14 protein-coding genes are annotated in these 20,153 nt (G+C 44.1%); 5 read left to right on the top strand and 9 right to left on the bottom strand.

Going from position 1 to position 20,153, the window contains the following annotated elements; translation table 11 throughout:
* The 3 genes from HFD85_RS20635 (at position 1) to HFD85_RS20625 (ending at position 4,613) form a co-directional block, all read left to right on the top strand.
* On the top strand, positions 1-1,071 hold the full coding sequence (locus tag HFD85_RS20635) for a family 10 glycosylhydrolase (RefSeq protein ID WP_167614119.1): 1,071 nt from the start codon (positions 1-3) through the stop codon (positions 1,069-1,071).
* Positions 1,072-1,210: 139 nt separating this feature from the next.
* The gene (locus tag HFD85_RS20630; RefSeq protein WP_167614117.1) at positions 1,211-1,912 is read left to right on the top strand and encodes a queuosine precursor transporter; all 702 of its coding nucleotides are present in this window, start codon (positions 1,211-1,213) and stop codon (positions 1,910-1,912) included.
* A gap of 181 nt (positions 1,913-2,093) precedes the next feature.
* Entirely contained in the window at positions 2,094-4,613 is a 2,520-nt protein-coding gene (locus tag HFD85_RS20625) for a DUF5686 family protein (protein ID WP_167614115.1), read from the top strand.
* Between the two features lie 124 nt (positions 4,614-4,737).
* Here HFD85_RS20625 and HFD85_RS20620 read toward each other — a convergent pair whose 3' ends face one another.
* The 5 genes from HFD85_RS20620 to HFD85_RS20600 all read right to left on the bottom strand — a co-directional run bounded on the left by HFD85_RS20620 (position 4,738) and on the right by HFD85_RS20600 (position 12,762).
* On the bottom strand, positions 4,738-5,517 hold the full coding sequence (locus HFD85_RS20620; protein ID WP_167614113.1) for a hypothetical protein: 780 nt from the start codon (positions 5,515-5,517) through the stop codon (positions 4,738-4,740).
* Positions 5,518-5,601: 84 nt separating this feature from the next.
* A complete protein-coding gene (locus tag HFD85_RS20615; protein ID WP_167614111.1) occupies positions 5,602-7,797 on the bottom strand; it encodes a DUF748 domain-containing protein in 2,196 nt (731 codons plus the stop codon).
* Between the two features lie 176 nt (positions 7,798-7,973).
* Positions 7,974-9,938: a GNAT family N-acetyltransferase gene (locus HFD85_RS20610; protein WP_206082044.1), complete on the bottom strand. Its 1,965-nt coding sequence runs from the start codon at positions 9,936-9,938 to the stop codon at positions 7,974-7,976.
* Between the two features lie 236 nt (positions 9,939-10,174).
* A complete protein-coding gene (locus HFD85_RS20605) occupies positions 10,175-11,359 on the bottom strand; it encodes an MFS transporter (RefSeq protein ID WP_167614109.1) in 1,185 nt (394 codons plus the stop codon).
* A 143-nt stretch (positions 11,360-11,502) separates the two neighbouring features.
* A complete protein-coding gene (locus HFD85_RS20600) occupies positions 11,503-12,762 on the bottom strand; it encodes an Nramp family divalent metal transporter (protein ID WP_167614107.1) in 1,260 nt (419 codons plus the stop codon).
* 312 nt (positions 12,763-13,074) lie between these two features.
* Between HFD85_RS20600 and HFD85_RS20595 the strand changes: the two genes are divergently transcribed.
* Positions 13,075-14,034, top strand: coding sequence for a hypothetical protein (locus tag HFD85_RS20595; RefSeq protein WP_167614103.1), 960 nt, complete (start codon positions 13,075-13,077; stop codon positions 14,032-14,034).
* A gap of 19 nt (positions 14,035-14,053) precedes the next feature.
* Positions 14,054-15,808 carry a hypothetical protein gene (locus HFD85_RS20590; protein ID WP_167614101.1) on the top strand — a complete coding sequence of 585 codons (1,755 nt, stop codon included), beginning with the start codon at positions 14,054-14,056 and terminating at the stop codon, positions 15,806-15,808.
* An 81-nt stretch (positions 15,809-15,889) separates the two neighbouring features.
* Here the strand turns inward: HFD85_RS20590 and HFD85_RS20585 are convergent, their stop codons facing one another.
* The 4 genes from HFD85_RS20585 to HFD85_RS20570 all read right to left on the bottom strand — a co-directional run bounded on the left by HFD85_RS20585 (position 15,890) and on the right by HFD85_RS20570 (position 20,105).
* Positions 15,890-16,909, bottom strand: coding sequence for a TQO small subunit DoxD (locus HFD85_RS20585; protein ID WP_167614099.1), 1,020 nt, complete (start codon positions 16,907-16,909; stop codon positions 15,890-15,892).
* A 63-nt stretch (positions 16,910-16,972) separates the two neighbouring features.
* The gene (locus tag HFD85_RS20580) at positions 16,973-17,347 is read right to left on the bottom strand and encodes a hypothetical protein (protein WP_167614097.1); all 375 of its coding nucleotides are present in this window, start codon (positions 17,345-17,347) and stop codon (positions 16,973-16,975) included.
* A gap of 78 nt (positions 17,348-17,425) precedes the next feature.
* Positions 17,426-17,905, bottom strand: coding sequence for a GNAT family N-acetyltransferase (locus HFD85_RS20575; protein ID WP_167614095.1), 480 nt, complete (start codon positions 17,903-17,905; stop codon positions 17,426-17,428).
* Positions 17,906-18,011: 106 nt separating this feature from the next.
* A complete protein-coding gene (locus HFD85_RS20570; RefSeq protein ID WP_167614093.1) occupies positions 18,012-20,105 on the bottom strand; it encodes an alpha-L-fucosidase in 2,094 nt (697 codons plus the stop codon).
* Between the last annotated feature and the right edge of the window lie 48 nt (positions 20,106-20,153).

Genomic DNA, 20,153 nt, shown 5'->3' with positions numbered 1-20,153 from the left:
ATGATGAACAAACGTGATTTCATTAAGTCGTCGGTTTTGGCCGGAATGGGCATGACCGTTTTGGGAGCATCGGCCGGTGAGTCGAAAGCAGAAAAAAAGACTGCCAAAACAAAACACTGGGTATGGGAAAATCCTAACCGAACTGCAGGTGATGAGGAACTGAAGACAAAGTATGAAAGTTTTTATGCAGCCGGTATTCGTGGAATGTTCTTTGAAGCCGACAGCGAACGTCACTTTCGCATTGCCAAAAAAGCAGGGCTCGAAACTCACCGCTGGATGTGGACCATGAATCGCGGAGACAAAGATCTTTTGGAAAATAAGCCGGAGATTTATGCCGTAAGCAGAAATGGGAAATCATGCGCTACCGATCCTCCTTATGTGGGTTATTACCGCTGGTTGTGTCCGACAAAGCCTGAAACTCTGGAATTTCTGACACAACAATCGAAAACCATTCTGGAGAAGGATTATGTGGATGGCCTGCACCTGGATTATGTGCGTTATTGTGATGTTATCCTGCCGGTAAACCTTTGGGACAAATATGATATTGATCAAACCAAAGAATTGCCCGAATACGATTTTTGTTATTGCGATTCGTGTCGTTCAAAATATAAAGCAGAGTACGGCACCGACCCGCTTGAAATGGAGTTTCCCGATCAAAGTCCCTCGTGGCGTAAGTTTCGTTACGAGCAGGTGAACAACATTGTGAACCATTTGGCCGATCTGACACATTCCTATAAAAAGCCGATTACCGCCGCTGTTTTTCCAACGCCGGAAGTAGCACGCCGCATCGTTCGGCAGGACTGGACCAACTGGAACCTTGATGGAGTTGCTCCAATGATTTATCATGGTTTTTATCGCGAACCTGTAAAATGGATTGGCGACGCTGTGGAAGAAGGCCTTCATTTTTTGAGCGGCAAGTTCCCTGTGTACGCGGGTTTGTTCATCCCCGATTTTAAAACGGATGAAGAATTGGAACAGGGAATTCGTTATGCCATGAAAAATGGTGCTTCGGGTGTATCGCTTTTCGGCAAGGTGGACGAGCGTGTGCTGGGAATCCTGAAAAAGGCTTAGGCTTAATAAATTGCTGGCAGACAAACACTTTTGCCTTTTTGCTTTTTCATTTTGCCTTTTTATTCTACATTTGCTGCCCGAATTGAAATGTTAAACTTTTGCAGGTGGCATCACCCTGCGACAACTAAAAATTAAAAAAATGCAAAACGAACTACTGTGGCTGGTTATGCTGCTGGCCAATTTTCTGTTAATTATTCTGGCTTATCGCCTGTTTGGTAAATGGGGGCTCATTATGTGGATCCCGATCTCGGTGATCATTGCCAATATCCAGGTGATTCAAACCGTAAAGTTATTTGGTTTGGCTGCAACGCTGGGTAACATTGTTTATGCTACGTCGTTTCTGGTAACCGACATTCTTTCCGAGAATTACGGAAAGCAGGAAGCCAAGAAAGCAGTCTGGATCGGCTTTTTTAGCCTGATTTCAATGACCTTATTGATGAACCTGGCCCTGCAATTTATCCCGTTCGCCGGCGACGATTTTGCTCCGGTAGCTCACGAGGCAACAAGTACTATTTTTAGTTTGATGCCACGCATCGCGATTGCCAGTTTAAGTGCCTACCTGCTTTCGCAACGCCACGATGTTTGGGCCTATCATTTCTGGAGAAAGCGTTTTTCAAAGGACCATCAAATCTGGTTACGCAATAACCTTAGTACTATGGTTTCGCAGTTGATCGACAGTGTGGTTTTTGTACTTATTGCGTTCTGGGGAGTCTACGAAGGTGTTGTGCTTTTCGAGATTTTTCTTACAACGTACTTCCTGAAATGGATTGTGGCAGCCGCCGATACTCCTTTTGTGTACTGGGCTCGCGGCATTCATAAAAAGAACAAATTTTTAATGTAAGATAAGAAACCGGTTGTATTTCAACCGGTTTTTTCTTTTTGTCACCGATATGATTTTAAGGTTTATCGAATAAAAGCGAAAAATAATCGATAGCCGATCCGGAATACTGATTTTTTGAACACCTTTACGCAGAGGATTTTTCACAAAAGAAGCCTCGATTTAGGAAACAGAAAACAGATATATGCCAGAGTATAAAACCCGTTTGAGGTATCGAATTATCGTTGCTTTTATTTATTTTTTGTTGCTGAGTACCGGAACAGCTTTCGGTCAGAAAAAAATACTAAGCGGAACGGTAACCGACATGCAAACCGGTGAAGCCATACCGTTTGTAAACATTTCAATTAAACATACTACTACAGGTACAACTACTGATACTTTGGGAAATTTCAGAATGCCGTTCCCAAAACTTACCGATACACTTTCGTTTTCGGCTATTGGTTACAAGCCGGTGATCAAGTTGTTGCCGCGCGAGGACATGGTTTCGCTGAGCGTGGTGATGTTGCCCGAAGTGTTTGATATCGGCGAAGTGGAGGTGGCTCCCGATGAAGGTCCGATGCGGGCGTTGTTCGGCCACATCATGGATCGGAAGGAAGCCAACAACCCGGATCAATACAATAAATTTTCGTATAAAAAATACACCCAGTGGCAGTACCAGATCAATAACATTACCGATAAACTGCTCGATTCGAAAGTATTGCAGGAAAATGCTAATTTGATCAAGACAGAGGAAGACGGAACCCGTTTCCTTCCGCTGTATTTTTCTGAACAGCTGGTTTTTAACGAGGTTCAACGCGATCCTCAAAAAGCAAAGTCAACCGTTTTGGCCGACCGCACCAGCGGTGTGGGAATTCTCGATGAACTGGAGATTTCGGGCTATACCAGTGCGCTGGATATGGAAGTTAATTTCTACGACAATCATATTCTCCTGTTCACACAGAATTTTATCAGCCCACTTTCAAACGGCGGCTGGTATTATTACAAATATTTCCTGGCCGATAGTTCGCTGGTTGATGGTGTGATGCACTACCGTGTTCATTTTCAACCCCGGCGAAATGGAGAGAATACTTTTAAAGGATATTTTATTACCGAGAACAAATATTATTCGATCGTGGAGATCGATGCTGATCTTTCGTCGACCAGTAATCTGAACTTCCTGAAAAAACTGCACCTCCGTAGCAATTACTATTTTGTAAACGATTCCACACCGTTTTACAAACGAAACCAGATTGATGCCCTTTTTGATTATATCCCCTTCGAGACACGGAATAAAAAGGCAAACCGGCTGTCGCTGTTTTACACACAGGCCGCTACCATCGACGAAGTGACTATTGATCCGCCTGAGGAAATAAAACTGCTGACACCTCGGGCAAAATACGAAACAATAAAATTGCCGGGTTCCTACAGTCGCGATTCGGCCTATTGGAGTAATATCCGAATGGAGCCGCTGACGCAAAAACAGTTGATGCTCGAACATACGATCGACTCGATCAGCAGCATCCGGCAAATCAATTTTGTAAACAACCTGGCGCGTATGATGATGACCAGTTATTTCGATGTCGGGAAATTCGAGATCGGTCCGTATGCCAGCTTTTTCAATACCAATGAAGTAGAAGGACATCGCTTCTTTTTTGGCGCCAGAACAAGTACCGAAATCAGCGAAAACTGGATGTTGTGGGGAGGACTCGGCTACAGCACGCGCACACAGGATTTATCCGGAATGGGGGGAATCGGGTATAAGTTTCAAACCATTCAGCGGCGGGTACTTAGCTTTTCGTTCGACGATAAAATGATTCGTACCGGCGAAAATGAAAAAATTCTTTACCTCTACGAAAATGCATTTAGTCCAACCGAGAATAACCTTGTTTCAGAGATTTTCAAACGTAATCCGCTCGATGAAATGTTTCGTGAAACAAAGATCACTGGTCGATACGAGCATGAATGGTATCCCGGATTATCGAATAAACTATCGGTGAATTATTTCAAACACTATTCGCCTGAATTTTATCCTTTTATGCGAAATGGTGAGCCTGCGAATTCGGTTTCGGCAACAGAAATTAGTTTAGATACCCGTTTTTCGCGCGAGGAGAAAGTGATTGATGACGGTTTTCTGCGTTTATACATGGGAACCGATTACCCGATTTTTCATTTCACAGTGGGGGCAGGGCAGGTGTATTCCGGGAATACTACAAACTACTATGGAAGAGTTGCAGCTACAGTAAAAGACAATGTTTACCTGGGTATGACGCGTTTTGATTATGCACTTGAAGCCGGTGCCTGGATGGGCAAATTGCCCTACACTTTGCTTGATATTCCGCGAGGTAATGAAACGTTTGGCTTGTACAGTTACGATTTCAACCTGCTGAACTACCTGGAATATGTGCACGATAAATATTTTCATGCCTACCTTGAATATCATTTGAATGGCTTTATTTTCAGGAGGGTACCTGCATTCCGAAAAGCCAATCTGAGAGAAGTGTTATCTGCGAAGGTGCTGGTAGGTTCCGTCAGTCATAAACACGAGGATATTTTGAGCTTCCCCACAACTGTAAGCGATATGGAAAAACCATACATCGAACTGGGAGCCGGTGTTGAAAATATACTCAGTATTGCACGGATTGAAGCCATCTGGCGGATTCAACCCAAATCAAAACTCGATGTTCCGCAGTTTGGCATTCTGGCACGTTTCGAGATTGGATTATAAAACGGACTTTTTGCCTGACGTTGCAGGCGGCAAATATGAATGATCCGGACTTTTAATCCCGGGATAAAACAAAGGCGCAGCAATTTAATTTTGCCACGCCTTGTATATGAACATTGTTTATGGTTTAATCAAGATTGGAACGAACATTAAACGTCCGGATGTTACGGGCCTTAAAAACCTCAACCGCTTCGTCATTACCGTTTTGCTGATGAATACTCGTTGAATCGTATTTCAATACGCCGTTGAATTCAATTTCAGTGTAATCCAGATTGAGGTCTTCGGGTAAGTATTCGTCATAAAAGTAGCTGGTGTCGGTGCCGTCAATTATACCAATTACGAATTCGTTACAGTCGTTGGGACAAAGCGAGTTTCTGATTATCCCTGCTTGATCGATTAAAGTTCTGTCGCCGAAATTTACTTCTTCGTTTTCCTCAATTTTAAAAGCATCAGTATAAGTACGCAAATAGCCGATGAATGATCTTACTGCGTCGGGCTCGTTCATGTACTCAAAAATAACTTTATACACCTCCCCGCCGTGTTTTATTTCGATCCATTCGGCACCGCCATCGGCACAATCAGGACAACCAATAATGGAGTCGAGTTGCTTGAAGGCGTCAAAGTCGATGTTCTCAACAAGTGGCAGCCAGTAGTTTTGATCAATTTCAGCTGATAAACTTACTTCCGGAAGCAGGCCTTCCATGTTGTGTCCGTTTTTTTTGAAATCGATTTTATTGGATGTAACCTGTATTTCGTGTGTACAGTAACCGATGCACATGCCAAACGAGGTGCCGTATTTCAAGTAGTCTGCGTCTTTGGCCAAATCATCCGATACGATTTGATCACAAGCAGGTAACAGCAAGTAAAGTAGCATTCCAAAAAGCAAAATTGTGGTGTTTCTCTTCATAATAGTTGGCGTTTTAATTTAGCTGAACTATAATGATGATGAGAAGAAAACAAAAATGGTTGCGTGAGCTTAAAAAATGACTGATCAGTTGCCGGATTCAGCATCAGGCAGGTCTTCGGCCAATTTGTAGCTAATCACAAAACGAGGCCGGCTTCCGATGTTCAATACATTTTCGGGATCGTAATCCAAAACTCTTATTGTTGTGGAATCATTTTGCATGTGCAGGTATTCCTTCACCATCCTGAGTCGCTGTTGTTCGCGGTATTGAATCACTGAGTCCTTTGCCGCTTCGGGTGCCAGAAGTCGTTCGTAATCCTGAATGACAAGCGAATCGCGACCACTTTCTGCTTGCAGGTATTTGAGGTATTCTTTCTGATGGGTGAGCGGATTGTTATTGTGTTTTTCTTTGTATGAATCCTGCACGATTTGAGAAGCAGCATCGATACGTTCCAGTTTTCGGTCGTTTAAATATTGCATTTCAATGGCCAGTTCGGGCTTCATTTTTTCAAGTTCGAGCAAAAGATCGAGGCTGCGACGCTGTTTACCTGTCAGCGTTGTGTCGCTATACACCAAGGTGATCTCCTCAATTTCATCGGGTTGGGCACCCAGCAAATTTCCGAGAGCCTTAAATGGCGAGGCTACAATCTTGAACATGAACCCCTTGAATGTTTCCCATACAATCTTGTTGATATTTGTTTTGGGATCGGATAGATCACCACTCACCGGAATATCGAGTTTTACATCGCCATTAATATCTTTCAGAATAAACAGTGCCAGTTTAATGGGAACATCATACAAACCACCTGTTTTGCGGCCCATTTCAACATTGCGGATAAGCAATTCGTTGCTGCTTTCGAGCTGGCGGTTGATAATGGTGGTTTTGTTTACATAGTACATTTCCCCAAACAAAATTGGCAGGCCCATGTAGTGTTTCGAGTAAATATTTACATCGGGCAACTGGAAATCGGACAGAACATAATCCAGCTCGATATGACTAAAGGGATCGTGTGGATTAACGCCCAGGTTGGCTTCCAGATTTCCTCGTTTGTTGAGTTTCATTGTGGTATTGATTTCCAGCCAGTCGCTGCTTAGCGAAACAGAATCCATATCGACACTTACTGCTGAAAGCTCGTAGTTGAATGGTTCCAGAAGTCGCTGGTCGCTAAAATCGATCAACCCGCTGTCGATCACAAAATTATTTACGAAAACATCGTAAGGAGTGCTTTCCTCTTCCTGCTGCTTTACTTCCTGTACTTCGTTTTGTTCAACAATCAGTGTTTCAAGGTTAAAAACCGAATCGATCAGCACCAGGTTCATATAGGGTTGATCGAGTCTGACCGTTCCCAACTCGGCTTTGTACAACAAGGGTTTCATCGCAATTAAATCGGCCGCTGCATGTTTTACTCCGAGTACCTTTTCATTATTCTGATCATCCAACACCAGATCAGTGACTTCAGCCGTTCCTTTCAAGGTAAACTGGTTGAGGTCGGAAACCAGACCACTAAAGAAAATATCGGCATCCAACAATCCTTCAATGTCAGAAAAACTCATGTATTGCTGAATGTAAGGAAGAATTATTTCGAGATTCAGGTTCTTAAAGTCCGCTTCTCCTGAATATTCATGAGTTTTTGAATTGTAATCAAACGAACTACTGATACTTCCGCCATCGCCGATGTTAAAAGCCACATCGGCTGTACTTTCGGCACCTCCCCAATATATTTGCGGAATGAGGAAGCTGATATTTTCCATCGCGATGGTGTGATCCAGTTGCTTGTCGGTGTAACTCAGCTGCCCGTTTTTTATTTCAATCTGGTTCAGGTTGAGTTTATACGGTTCCTTTACTATCGTATCAACAGGCGCTTCTACACCTGTAGTGAAAAATTCAATCAGGTCGGTGAAATTGAAAATCGTATCATTTTGTACGACCTGTGCCTTCAGGTTCACCACCTTGAATTGCTGCACATTAAATTCGTTTTTTAGCAATCGCAAAGGTTTCAGATTAATCAGAAGGGAATCGAAACCAACAAAAATATCGGTATCATTCTGTTCGTACATTTTCGCCTTGCTTATACTTAAAGTTGACGTAAAATAATTGTATTTCAGCTTTTCGACAGAAAGTGTGCGACCGGTAAGTTCAGTTCCGTTCTTGTTGATGTAGTTTCTGATTATGCCTGGCGCAACGGCCAGCGCAATTGCAATAAGTACCACAAGAATTACTGAGGCGGTAATAAAAATTTGCCGGCGTTTATTTTTTTTATGAATGGCTTCTGTACTTCCCATATTGTGCTGGTCAACTAAAGAAATTCTATTACTGAAAGTGAATCCAAGTTATGAATTTATAGTATAAACAACAATCGGAACTTACGGTTTTAACGACAGATCATTATTGTTTTTTTGTGGTCTTTATTGCACATTTTGTTCGGGGGTGAAATAAAAGAAAAGCGGTAATTCTGTACTTATCTCACCGTCAATTCAATCTTCTGTACGTTCTTGGCAATTTCTATCCTGTTAATCAGCGAATCGATCAGCGTGTCGTATAGCTTATCGCCCAGCACGAGATCCTCAATTCCGCTATCGATGTTGGGATTATCGTTCACTTCCACGACATAAACCTTATCATCAATCATTTTCAGGTCAACTCCATACAGTCCGTCGCCGATGAGTGCCGCGGCTTTTAATGCTGTTTTCAATACCAGTTCAGGCACTTCTTCAACCGGCAATGTTTCTGAATCGCCGGCATATTCGTCACCTATTTCTTTCCAGTTGTATATCTGCCAGTGGTTTTCGCTCATGTAATACTTGCAGGCAAACAAAGCTTTGTTATCGAGAATCCCAATCCGCCAGTCGAAATCGGAATAAACAAATTCCTGGCAAACCACCATATCCGATTTTTTAAACAAACGATCGAGTGCCGTCAATGCCTCTTCTTCGTTGTCGACTTTGAATACACCCAGCGAAAATGCGCTGTCGGGCTGCTTCAGCACGATAGGATAGTTCACCTCGTTCAGTAATTTTTTGTTGAACAGGTTTTTGGTGAAGACAATGGTTTGTGGTGTTGGTATTTTATGTTTTCTGAAAATCTCGTTCTGGTAAATTTTATTCGAACATTTCAGGATCGACCACGGATCGTCGATCACCACCAGCCCTTCGGCATAGGCCATTCGCGAAAATTCGTAAGTATAATCGTTTACATTGGTGGTCTCTCGTATGAACAGCGCATCAAACTCGTTGATCTTGTCCATATTTTTGCGGGTAATAAATTCCAGAAAAACGTTCTTTTTGGTGGCTGCATTTTTTAGTTTCTGAAGTGCAGCAGTATTCGATGGCGGTGTTTCTTCTTCGGGATTCACCAGTACCGCAATGTCGTATTTGAAATTGGTGAGTTTGGGTTTACTAAAGCGTTTTCTGCTAAAATATTTCCGGGCAAACTCGTACATGTTTTCCAGTTCATCGCCGCCCAGTTTTGGCAATGTCAATACCTGAATGTCCTTGATCAGCCATTTGTCGTGTTTTACAAAATCAACTTTAAACAGCGGGGCCTCGAACAATTGGTACAGTTTCATGGCCAGCGCTTTAAACCCCCGTGTTGAGGTTTGCCCAAAAAAGACTTTTAACGAAAAGTTGCTGCTTTTTTCACGAGTAAGCGAACGGTTGATCTCTTCTTCGATATCGAATGCCGCCGAATTTACCACATTCAATAACCTGAAATCGCGGATGGTGGCGATGCTTGGGATTACCCGCTGGCTGCGCGCCGTTGCCAGCAGCGACACATAGTAACCGTAACTCTGGTACTTGTACGAACTGCACAGGTTGAAAATCCTGAAGTCGGTACTGTTTTGGTATACCGGATTGTTGATGTATTCTTTAACCGTGATGATATTCGCATCTACCTCGGTAAACGACCACTTGAATGGCTGGTTTATCACAATTACGTTCGTGGTTTTTCCGCTGGATTCGGCTTTAATCCTGCATTCCATTTTTAAGGCATGCTCACCTTCCTCGTAATAGTCGGGAATAGTTTTTATGGTTCGGAATCCTCTTTTTCGATACCAGTTGATCAAAGCCTCGTTCTTCTCGCTGACTTCAATAGCAATTTTCTCATACTTGTTTCGCCGGGCCAATTCGAAGACATGCTTTAAGAGCAATTCGCCAAATCCTTTATTTTGAAATTCGGGAAGGATGGCCACCGAATAAATTCGAACCGTATGCTGGTACAAAAACAAGGTGAGTGAACCTATAGCTTTTTTATTTTTAGCGCTGGTTTCGGCAATCAGCACTCTTTGAAAATCGCTAAGCAGGCTATGCCTGATATTTTGCCGCGAGTTTTGCTGGAAAGGCTCGAAGCAGTTTTGTTCCAGTTTTACCAGGAATTCGAGATCATCGGTCCCGGCTTTCCTGATTTGGATATTCAATGGTTTCATGAACGTGATTACGCAAAATTGAATAAACGGGTTGTTTTAATTGTATTTTGTTCGTTTATGTGCTGAAAGACAATGTTATAGTAACTTATAATAAGTCTTTTATTTTAAGGGTGAATATAGATATATTTTGAATTAAATATTCAATTCAGAAAAAATGTTAGCTCCACACAATACATTTTTTTAAAAGGGGTGAAATATGTAGATAAAAGGTGTGACAGCCTTTTGTGTCCGATCGTTCAATGACCTGTTTTGTGATCCTCGTTACCTACCATTGAAAAGATAATAATCAACATGATTCCTGCCAGTATCGCACCCGAAAGAAAGGCTGCTTCAAGCCCTTTTAGTGCATAAAATAATCCCACCATTAAGGGGCCAAAAGTCTGGCCTCCACGCAGCACCATCGAATTCAGCGACATAAAAGCAGCACGTTCACTGATGCCTGCAAAACCAACCATCATATTCTGAATCGAAGGAATGATTACGCCGTGTCCCAGTCCAAAAATTATCACAGCCAGACCTATAACAGCATAATCTCCGGCTATCATCATAATAAGTGTAGCAATCAGGTATGCCGAACTGCCAAAAATCAGTTGTTTTTTTAATCCCAACCACTGATTTATCCGGCCGAGCTGCGAACTGACTCCTGCCGTTGTAATCGACATCAACGACATCATCAGCCCAATCTGGTACGATTCAGCGCCCAATCGGTTTTCCAGCATCAACGGGAAATAAGTGAGGTAACTTCCGTAAAGGATCAAAAAGATTATGAAGTTGATGATGAGTAAGCCCCATACCGTTTTCCGGTTGATGGTTTTCCACACTTTGCCAAAATAGGAACGTAAATTGGATTTGTTCTTTGGTTCCGGGTTGTTTAAACACCTGATCACACATAATCCAAGCGGGATAGCCAAAATCGGTAACGCAAAAATGTATTGCCAACCCAAAATTGCGATTACGCCACCCAGCGCCGGATACGAAGCAGTAGCAATACTCAGCACACTAGCGTTATATCCCATTACCGCGGTACGCTGTTTTCCTTCAAACAAATCGCCTACAAGCGTAATATTCATGCTCGAAAGCGAGCTGGCGCCAATTCCCTGGAAAAAGCGCAGCACCAGCAGCCAGTAAAAATCTTTGGTAAACATACAGGCAAATCCAGCCAACCCGAATAAAAATAACGAAGGAACCAGCACGATCTTTCTGCCATAACGATCGGCCAAAATACCCGTGAACGGTGTAAGAAAAATTCCCGGTAGTGTAAAAGCCACGATCAAACCACCCACTTGTTGAGGACTGATATCGAAATAGCGAATAATATCGGGGAAAGCCGGTGTAATACTGGCTACTCCCATCATGGCGATCAGCGTGACGCCAAAAATAATAAAGAGGTTTCTGTTCTTGAAAACGGATGTTTCGGACATTTTTTACAGTTTCAATCCCATCAAATGTAATAAAAATGACCGGAGCTCAAAGGTTCTTCCTGATGACTGCAAAAATACTGACAGGTATTCCTATATTCCCGGAGATCCGGTTGACTGGTTTTGCCGGTACAGGTTTTCGTTGCTTAGAACATGCTTACAAACAAAGCGATGTTGAGCAAGGTCACAATTCCGCCCAAAACATAGAGCAGAATTTTCGAAAACAGCGAATTTTTGTATTTCCCCATTACTTTTTCCGATGAGGTAAGGTACACCTGTAAGAAGATGGTGAAGGGCAGTTGAATACTCAGAAACATCTGAGAAATGATCAGGCCGTTAAACGGATTCGAAATAAGAAATATGATGCCAAGGGCAAGTACCAGCGAAATGGCAACTCCCAGGCGCGAGTGGTTATCCTTGATGTCGTAGGGTTCTTTAAACATACCCGAGAAAATTGAACCCGCCGCCATTCCCGAAGTAATGGTTGAAGCAATCCCGGCAAACAAGAGTGCAATGGCAAACACAAACGACGCGTGATGTCCGAGCAGTGGGGCCAGCAGTTTATTGGCTTGCTGCAATTCGGTAACCTCGGTTTTCGTTTTGAAAAAGGTGGCAGCTGCCAGGAGTATCATGGCACTGTTGATCGCCCAGCCAATAACCATCGAAAAAAGGGTATCGAAAAACTCGTACTTCAGTTGCTTTTTTATGACTTTGTCGTTTTCCCGGTTCCACTGCCGGCTTTGAATAATTTCTGAATGCAGGAACAAATTATGCGGCATAACAACCGCGCCCAACACACTCATGATCACGATCATCGATCCTTTAGGAAACGAGGGAGTAACCCAGCTGCTGATGGCGGTGTTCCAGTCGATGTTTACCAGCGAGAGTTCGTATAGAAACGACAACCCGATAACCGAAACAAAAGCGATGATCCATTTTTCGATCATCCGGTAGGAGTTGGTGTACAGCATGATCATCACAAAAATGGTAACCAGCACAGCCGCTGCCCGTATCGGGATATCCAGCAGCATATTCAGCGCGATGGCGCCACCCAGTATCTCGGCCAGCGAGGTGGAAATGGATGCCAGCATGGCTGACGAAAGCAAAAGCCGCGCATATTTGGGTTTTACATAAATGGCTGCCGCCTCCGACAAACACAGCCCGGTAGCAATGCCAAGGTGCGCAACATTGTGCTGCAATAGTATGAGCATGACGGTCGACAGTGTGACCATCCAAAGCAGGGCATAACCGTAATTGGCACCGGCAGCAAGGTTCGAGGCCCAGTTACCTGGATCGATAAATCCAACGGTTACCAGCAAACCAGGACCTATAAACTTAAAGATCTCAAGCCCACCATATCGGGCCTTATAGCCTTTACGGTCGATGTTTTTGAGCAGTTTAAACATAAAGCAAAATACGTGTTTGTCAACTTTTACTCACTTCGGGAACCTAAATTTACGACACATAATTTAACATGATACTTTAAGGTGTCGCAAATTGTTGTTTTTGAGAAATGCTTAATGCACGTTTTGTTTTTCGCTCTATCTGGCCATAATATACTACCATATTTCAGGTCGAATAAGTACTGTTTTGAAACATTTTAAATTTGCTGAAGAATCAGTTAATCTTGTGATGAACTCCTGAAGTTTCTGTTAAATTTGCGTTGTTATTAATGTTTTACAAATACAGCACAAACCAATATCAACAGACTCTTTTAAATGAAAAATCTGAAGACCTTTTTTCTGCTGTCAATGCTTTTTTTATTGTACAGCAGCACCGTGTATTCGCAGGACCGTATTGTTTTGACTTCGGGCGATACAATCACCTGCACCATCATCAAAGTAAACAAAAGCTACCTGGTTTACAGCCAGAATTTTAATGGCGTTTCGGCCAAAGGGAAAGTGCCCCGCGACAAAATAGCGGAGTGGTCGTATCGCATGAACCCCGAAACGAATGCGACATCTTTTATGCCTGAAGTCAAGACGGAAATAGCGGTAGAGCCTGAAGTTGAAAAGGAGGCGTTGCCAACTTACGGATCACGTTTAAGAGTGGCTGTGAATGGTGGATTGGGTTTTCTTCTGGGCGACACCAAAACGGCCGAGGAATCGCTGGTAACACAGGGAGTAAGCTCGGATAACGCCAAAAAATATTACAAGGGACTGAAAACAGGTATCCAGGGAAAGGCTTCTGCATATTACCATGCTTTTGGCGAATATTCGTTCGGTTTGGTTTACAAGGGTTTTTATACATCTTCCGATGTGATGACAGCGCTGCAAATGGACGACCTGAACATGTATTACGGAAAACTGGGCGAAAGGTACTTTGTGAATTTTGCCGGCGCTTCGTTTTTTGGCGCCGAACGGTACGGAAAAAACAAGCAGATCGGGCTGAACTCGTCGTTTTCGGTGGGACCGGCTTTTTACCGCGACGAAGTGGAGATGTACAACCAGGAGATACTTGTTCAGGGCACAACACTTGGAATGGATGTTTCGCTGGGCGTGGAATACTTCATCAAACCCAATATCAGCCTGAACTTCGAAACATCGGTTTTCTCGGGTAAAGTGAAAAAAATGACCGTAACAACTTCCGATTCATCGCAGGATATGGAACTCGATAAAGACAATTGGGAGAATCTTGGCCGCATTGATGTGGCAGTGGGTTTAGTTTATTATTGGTAACCTTTAAAGCTGAATGATGATGAAACAACTATTTACGCAATATCCGGTTTTGTCCCGGGGAAATGCACGCAAAGCAACACGTTTTGCAGCCTTAAATGTTTTGGCTGTATTGCTGCTGTTTGCCTGTAATTTTAATTACCCTGAAGAAAGACTGGAAGACACTTATTCCACCGATCTTGACTATCACTTTAATACAGGTACTTCAGGTGCTGCGCTAAGCTTTCAAATCAGCGAGTTGGGAAATGCAGCATACCAGGTGATTGTTTACCCGATTTGGATGGGTGTTGATAATCCTGAAGGAAAGCTGGACAATGGAAATGCCTTTATCCCGATCTACTTTAAAAATCCCGAAAGCTTTATGCAGAATGGCCGTGTGGAAGGTTTTGTGTACATCCGGATTGGTAATGAAGGCATTTTTCGCTTTTTGGTGAGTTACGGAAAAGAGAAAACAGAAGACCCGGATATTACAGGCGAGGAATACATGAATGTGAGTACGGCTGCCATCGATTTTGCTTATGGTGTAAGCAGTTCGTTTACCATCGAAAATCCCGGAGAAGTTGGGAAGAACTGGTTCATACAGAATATTCCGGAGTGGCTGCAGTTGTCAAGCACAGCGGGTTATCTGGAGCCCGGTGAGTCGCTGACCATCGAATGCACTGTGGTTCGCGATGGACTTGTTCCCGGAAGCTATTCTCAGATCATTAATATTGAATCGGATCGCCCGCAACTCTCGGCCGGGATACTTATGGAAATGCTGGTTGAAGATCCGGGCGAACCCGTAAATTCAGCGTCACTGAAGTGGATATCGGGAACTGTAAAAGATGCTTATTACTGCAAGGTCACCGATTATTTTTATGTTTTAACCGCTTCGCCCAATGCCTTGCTGGTAAAGACTCCGGATGTTGATTCACTGATCGCTTATCCGCTCGACCGTATTCCGAATTGTATTGATGTTACTGCCGATGGAAAAACCATGGCCATCGGTTACAACCAGGCCTATGTCGATTTGCGCAATGCAGCTACCTGCGAGCGGATCAAACTCTACGAAACCGATTGTGTTCCCTTCGATCTTGTATTTGGCGAGAACGAATGGTGTTACCTTTCGCCCGACGATGACCAGTGGGTTTCTTTATACAGCCTGAACCTGACCAGCGGGGTTACATTCAGAACGCAGTCGGCTAATTTTTATGAAAAATCGATCCTGCGAAAAATGCCCGGTAAACCACTGATCTACATCACCCGGCCACAACTGACACCCGGTGGTATCCAAATTGTCAATATCGCAGACAGTATACCCAACGACACTGTTCCGGGATGGCACGAAGAAACCGGCTCTAATATCTGGCTGTCGCCCGACGGCTCGAAAATTATTGCCGGCGACAAAGACGTTCATTCCACTCCGGAATACACCACCGAAACGTATCACCTTGATCTGCCCCGGATAGGTACTTTCGAAGTTCCGAGAAACTACATAACCAGCCTCGATTACAACGCAGCGCTGCATTGCTACTTTGTAGCTTGTTCCGATTATTACTGGGGTGCCGAAAATGCCGATAACATTTACCAGGTGAACGAGATCAGTTATTCGGCCGAACGCTCGCTGAAGGTGGGTACTTATCCGGGTTATGTGAATAACCGTTACAATCCCGGAATGGATGTGCACTATGTATTCAGCAATCAGGAAGGAACAAAGCTGCTGGCATTGAAAAATGTTGAACGTGATTTGGAGATGAATGTATGGGCACTTGAAATTTTCGACCTGCCCCTGGAATAACAAGCTTGTTTAAAACCGTAATTCAGGGGAGGCCGGATTAAAAGTTGAATCCAACTTTTGGAACAGCCTCCCCTGTTGTATTTAGTGCAGGTTAATCGCAGTCACCCATTCCAATCCGCTGATATCAACGAGTTTTAAGGTGTATTGCTGATTGTTTTTCAAATTGACTCCTCCTAATTCGATAGCCAGATCGGCTTTTGCACCCAGCGGAACCACCAAACTGTGTTTGCCCGGTTTCACTATTGCCACATAATAATTGTTGATTTGATCGACAGGAAAGCCGGCCAGCTGGTCTCCGTTTCGTTTAAACAGAATGTTTCCTTCCGCATCGCTCAGCTGAATTCCGATTAAAAACGAGCCGTAAACATCCACGCCTTCGGTACGGTAAATCTGAAATTGCAGGATGTTGTTTTCAATCCCGGCATTGCTGATTTCGATCTTTGGTTTTACCGATTTGTTATGAAGTTTTCCAAAAACACCACCGTGAAAAACCTGGTTGGTGAAAAGTGTCAGCAGTAAAATTGCCAGTGAACCGGCAAGTACAGGCAGCTTGATATTTTTAATTGGAAGTTCGCCCGATCCGAGCCAGACAAACCATTTACTTTGGGTGAATTTTAGCTTTTTGTTTATCAGCCACTGATCGAATGAAAAAGCACCGCTACCGCTAAAAAACAAGGTAAATCCGGCGGCAATTCCAAGTACTCCGATTTGCCATTCGTCGAGGCAGGTGGTACCGATCCAGCCCGAACCGAGCAGGATTCCGGCGGCCAGGCCAAAAACGCCAATGCTCATCAGGCGGGTAAAAAAGCCCAGCATGATAAAAAGCCCCACGATGGCTTCGATTATGGTAAAAATCACCATGGCTAGCCACAATTGTTCGGGGTGGGTGACGAGGTGCTCAATAATAGGTTTTATCCCCAGTGCGTTGGGTAAAAAGTGGTTGAATTTCTCGCCGATATAGCCGGCTGCATCCGGGTTTAATTTATCGACAAGAATTACCCGGCGCCAGAAGGCTGAAAAATAGGTCCAGCCAACTACCAGCCGGAGCGATAAGGTGAAAAGTCCGGCCATACCTGCCGGTTTATTCGCATGAATATTCATTCTGAAAATGATTTTACGGTTATTAAAATTGACAAAAGTGTGTGCTGAGTGGTGGTGTTTTGGTTACACCATGTCGAATTTTAATCGTTTGTAAAGGATGTAAAACGGTATGTTTTTACTGGAAACAAGCTCGCCCGAAAACACGGGTTCAAAGCCGGAAACTGCTGGCTCAGCCACATCGTTTACCATGTTTGTTGCAGCTAACAACTTATTGTCGGGATGCTGAACGGTGCCGCTTTGCAGGTAATCGTCAGGCGAAGTATTGCAGTTGTGTTCGAAATTCTGCGAGACCTTTGTTTTGTTTAATGGCTTTAGGTAATCAACACCGATGGCCCGAAAAACAGGTTCTTTCACCGAGCACGAAGCCAGTGAAAATAACGCCAGCAACACCAGTGTAAGGTGTTTGACCCATCGAAAATATGCTTGTTTGCGTACCATTGTCACCTGAAACAAAAGTAAAAGAAATTTGTTTGGGCGAAACGGCAAACGTCTCATACCTCACTTTCGTCTCTCAGTTCACAGCTTCAACTCCATTCTGAAATTGGTAAGATTTACACCGCGTGTGGGATTGTCCTGTTTGCGGATGACTACAAAACCCATTTTTTCGAAAAAGGGGCGGGCAGTGAGACTTACATCCGAAGTTAGTGTTTCTACATTCGTTTCGAAGGCTTTTTGCAGTAGTCCCTTATATAAATTTCTGGCAATCCCACGGTTCTGAAAATCCTTGTGCACAAAAAGAAAATCGATGTAGTTATTTTCGAGCGAGGCAAAACCGACGAGCGTTTCTTCCAGCCGTGCAACTATAAAATAGTGTTGTTCGAGTTTCTTTAACCAGCGCTCGGTGTTTTGTGCTCCGGCGGTCCAGACAGCACGCTGTTCGGGCGTGTAATCTTTGGCGCACACGGTATTGATGGTGTCGACAAATAAGGCGAGGATGGCTTCCACATCCATTGCAGAAGCGGCGGAGATAGTGATGGTGTTGGAGTTGGAATTCATCCTGTAAAATTAGCCTTTCTCGATTTACCGGTAAATGGACTCGTGTTATTTTTCGGCTTTTTCTTTTAACTCCAGGTGTCCTCTATTTAGATTGTCATCCCTTTTATTAATCTGCAAAAACTTCCACTTCTGCCCAGCTTGCTTTGCCGCTTTGTCTCACATCCGACAATGATCGCATTTTCAGGTAGCGGGCAGTCACTTTTTCATCAAACCTTACAATTCGTCTGTTCGGATTGTTTTCAATATTACTGAAAGTTCCCGAGGCCATTAAATTCCAGTTGCTGCCATCTGCACTGCACAGGAATTCGTATTCGTAAATGATCCCTTCCTTTTCACCGTCCTGCCGGGCCAAATACGAAAATGCGCTAATGTTGGTCGGCCTTGCCATGTCGATGACTATTTCGTGCGGATGTTTCGACTTTTCTTCCTCGCTGATCAGAAAGCTTTTTGTATCGTTATCAATGGCGAGTTTACTTTCCTGAGGGATTTGCCCGTCAACAGAAATTACCTTCCAGTTCTTGCGTGCAACACCAAATTCTTGTGTAATTACTTCGGTTCGAAATCCTGTTTTATCATCTTGTGCAAAGCAGTGCAGTTTTCCTCCTTCAGGAATTGCAAGCGGTGGTGTATATTTTTTGAAATCCGCTGAGTCGGGATCTTCTCCTAAAGCATAGTATATGGAAATGCCATCGGTTGACGCAAAGCTCAGATTCCCCTGCAGGTCAACTTCGGGAAGCGGATCGGGTACCAAAGCAGGTGCATGGTAAATTCCTGCATTCGAAAGCATCAAACAGGGAGCTTTTGTGCTGAGTTTCAGCCTTGCCTTTTGGGTGCTTACTTCATCAAACCGCAGCAGCCGTTTGTAGCCAATCGTTGTTCCATGGGCAATCTCCACAAACTTTCCGTCTTTCTCAATTTCTAAGGAAAAACTATCCACCCGCTGTCCGAGGGCGATGTATTCCTGTAGCAGTAATCGGTTAAATACGGTAGGTTTTCCAAAATCAAATTCAAGCGTGGCAGAGTTTACGCCGTCAGAAGTTGCCCAATACGTTTCATTATTCTTGTCGGCGATCAAACCGGAGTTGAATTTAGTGCCACGGTCATTATCTGCTTTGATTCTGGCCTGTTCGAGCAGGTTGCTGTCAAACTCGCGTTTTACCTGTTCTCCGAATTTCAGCAAGGCTCGTCTGTCGGCTTTGCGAACAAGACCGCTGGGTGCAATGGCCAGGCCAAGATTCAGAGGCGAACCACGTCCCACCGAGGTGTAATAAAGGTCCATCAGGTTGCCCAGACTGCGCACCGGCTGACCGGTGTGGTAATACCAGGCTTTGGGCCACAACAGCGTGGTGTTCACTTCGGCCGGTATCCACTTTGCGCCGCCCTCTTCGCCGGTCGATAGCTTTTTAACATATTCGCTGTCGGACACTCCCGGAACTTTATCTCCCGGACTGATCGTGTTCCAGTTGGTTTCGCCGCCAATGCCATCTTCATTTCCTACCCAGCGCGTCCCCGGACCGATGTCGCTAAAAATAACCGCATTAGGCTGGTACTTTTCTACAATCGAAAAAATGGAATCGTAGCCGTAATAGTTTTTTGCATCGATGTTCCGGCGCTCGTTGGCTCCGCCGTAATAACCGGTTCCCCCGTTGGCTCCGTCAATCCAGAATTCAAAAATATCACCGTAACTCGTCAGCAGTTCCTCCAGTTGCCTGTAGTAATAATTCACATATTCCGGGCGGCCGTATTCGGCATGGTTTCGGTCCCAGGGCGAAAGATAAACACCGAGTTTGAGACCGTATTTTTTACACGATTGCGCCAGGTCGCCCAAGACATCGCCTGCTCCGTTTTTCCACGGTGTAGCTTTTACCGAATAATCGGTGTATTGGCTTGGCCAGAGGCAAAAGCCGTCGTGGTGCTTGGCTACCAGAATCAGTCCTTTCATTCCGGCTTCGCTGGCAGTTTGTGCCCACTGGTCGGTATTCAGATCCGAAGGGTTGAACAAACCGGGATCTACATCTCCGTAGGCCCATTCTTCTTCGGTATACGTATTCAAACCGTAACAAACCAGGCTAAAATATTCCATTTCGTGCCAGGCCAGCTGGGCTACCGATGGAAGGGCGCCGTAAGGTTGTGGCGGATCAACCTGGTGGCATGCAGTAAAAGCAAAAACAAGCAGGTACAGTAGTAGTTTTGGTTTCATATTTTCAGGTGTTCTTAGCCGGAAGTAAATATATATGAAGTATGGAAG

Source organism: Maribellus sediminis (assembly GCF_011799805.1).
GTDB classification, from domain to species: domain Bacteria; phylum Bacteroidota; class Bacteroidia; order Bacteroidales; family Prolixibacteraceae; genus Draconibacterium; species Draconibacterium sediminis_A.
Note: the sequence above shows the minus strand (reverse complement) of the source record. Positions and strands in the feature narration are given on the sequence as shown.

Excerpts from the sequence above, each read along its gene's own strand:
- HFD85_RS20635 (WP_167614119.1), top strand. The coding sequence starts at position 1 with ATGATGAACAAACGTGATTTCATTAAGTCGTCGGTTTTGGCCGGAATG.
- HFD85_RS20630 (WP_167614117.1), top strand. The coding sequence starts at position 1,211 with ATGCAAAACGAACTACTGTGGCTGGTTATGCTGCTGGCCAATTTTCTG.
- HFD85_RS20625 (WP_167614115.1), top strand. The coding sequence starts at position 2,094 with ATGCCAGAGTATAAAACCCGTTTGAGGTATCGAATTATCGTTGCTTTT.
- HFD85_RS20620 (WP_167614113.1), bottom strand. The coding sequence starts at position 5,517 with ATGAAGAGAAACACCACAATTTTGCTTTTTGGAATGCTACTTTACTTG.
- HFD85_RS20615 (WP_167614111.1), bottom strand. The coding sequence starts at position 7,797 with ATGGGAAGTACAGAAGCCATTCATAAAAAAAATAAACGCCGGCAAATT.
- HFD85_RS20610 (WP_206082044.1), bottom strand. The coding sequence starts at position 9,938 with ATGAAACCATTGAATATCCAAATCAGGAAAGCCGGGACCGATGATCTC.
- HFD85_RS20605 (WP_167614109.1), bottom strand. The coding sequence starts at position 11,359 with ATGTCCGAAACATCCGTTTTCAAGAACAGAAACCTCTTTATTATTTTT.
- HFD85_RS20600 (WP_167614107.1), bottom strand. The coding sequence starts at position 12,762 with ATGTTTAAACTGCTCAAAAACATCGACCGTAAAGGCTATAAGGCCCGA.
- HFD85_RS20595 (WP_167614103.1), top strand. The coding sequence starts at position 13,075 with ATGAAAAATCTGAAGACCTTTTTTCTGCTGTCAATGCTTTTTTTATTG.
- HFD85_RS20590 (WP_167614101.1), top strand. The coding sequence starts at position 14,054 with ATGAAACAACTATTTACGCAATATCCGGTTTTGTCCCGGGGAAATGCA.
- HFD85_RS20585 (WP_167614099.1), bottom strand. The coding sequence starts at position 16,909 with ATGAATATTCATGCGAATAAACCGGCAGGTATGGCCGGACTTTTCACC.
- HFD85_RS20580 (WP_167614097.1), bottom strand. The coding sequence starts at position 17,347 with ATGGTACGCAAACAAGCATATTTTCGATGGGTCAAACACCTTACACTG.
- HFD85_RS20575 (WP_167614095.1), bottom strand. The coding sequence starts at position 17,905 with ATGAATTCCAACTCCAACACCATCACTATCTCCGCCGCTTCTGCAATG.
- HFD85_RS20570 (WP_167614093.1), bottom strand. The coding sequence starts at position 20,105 with ATGAAACCAAAACTACTACTGTACCTGCTTGTTTTTGCTTTTACTGCA.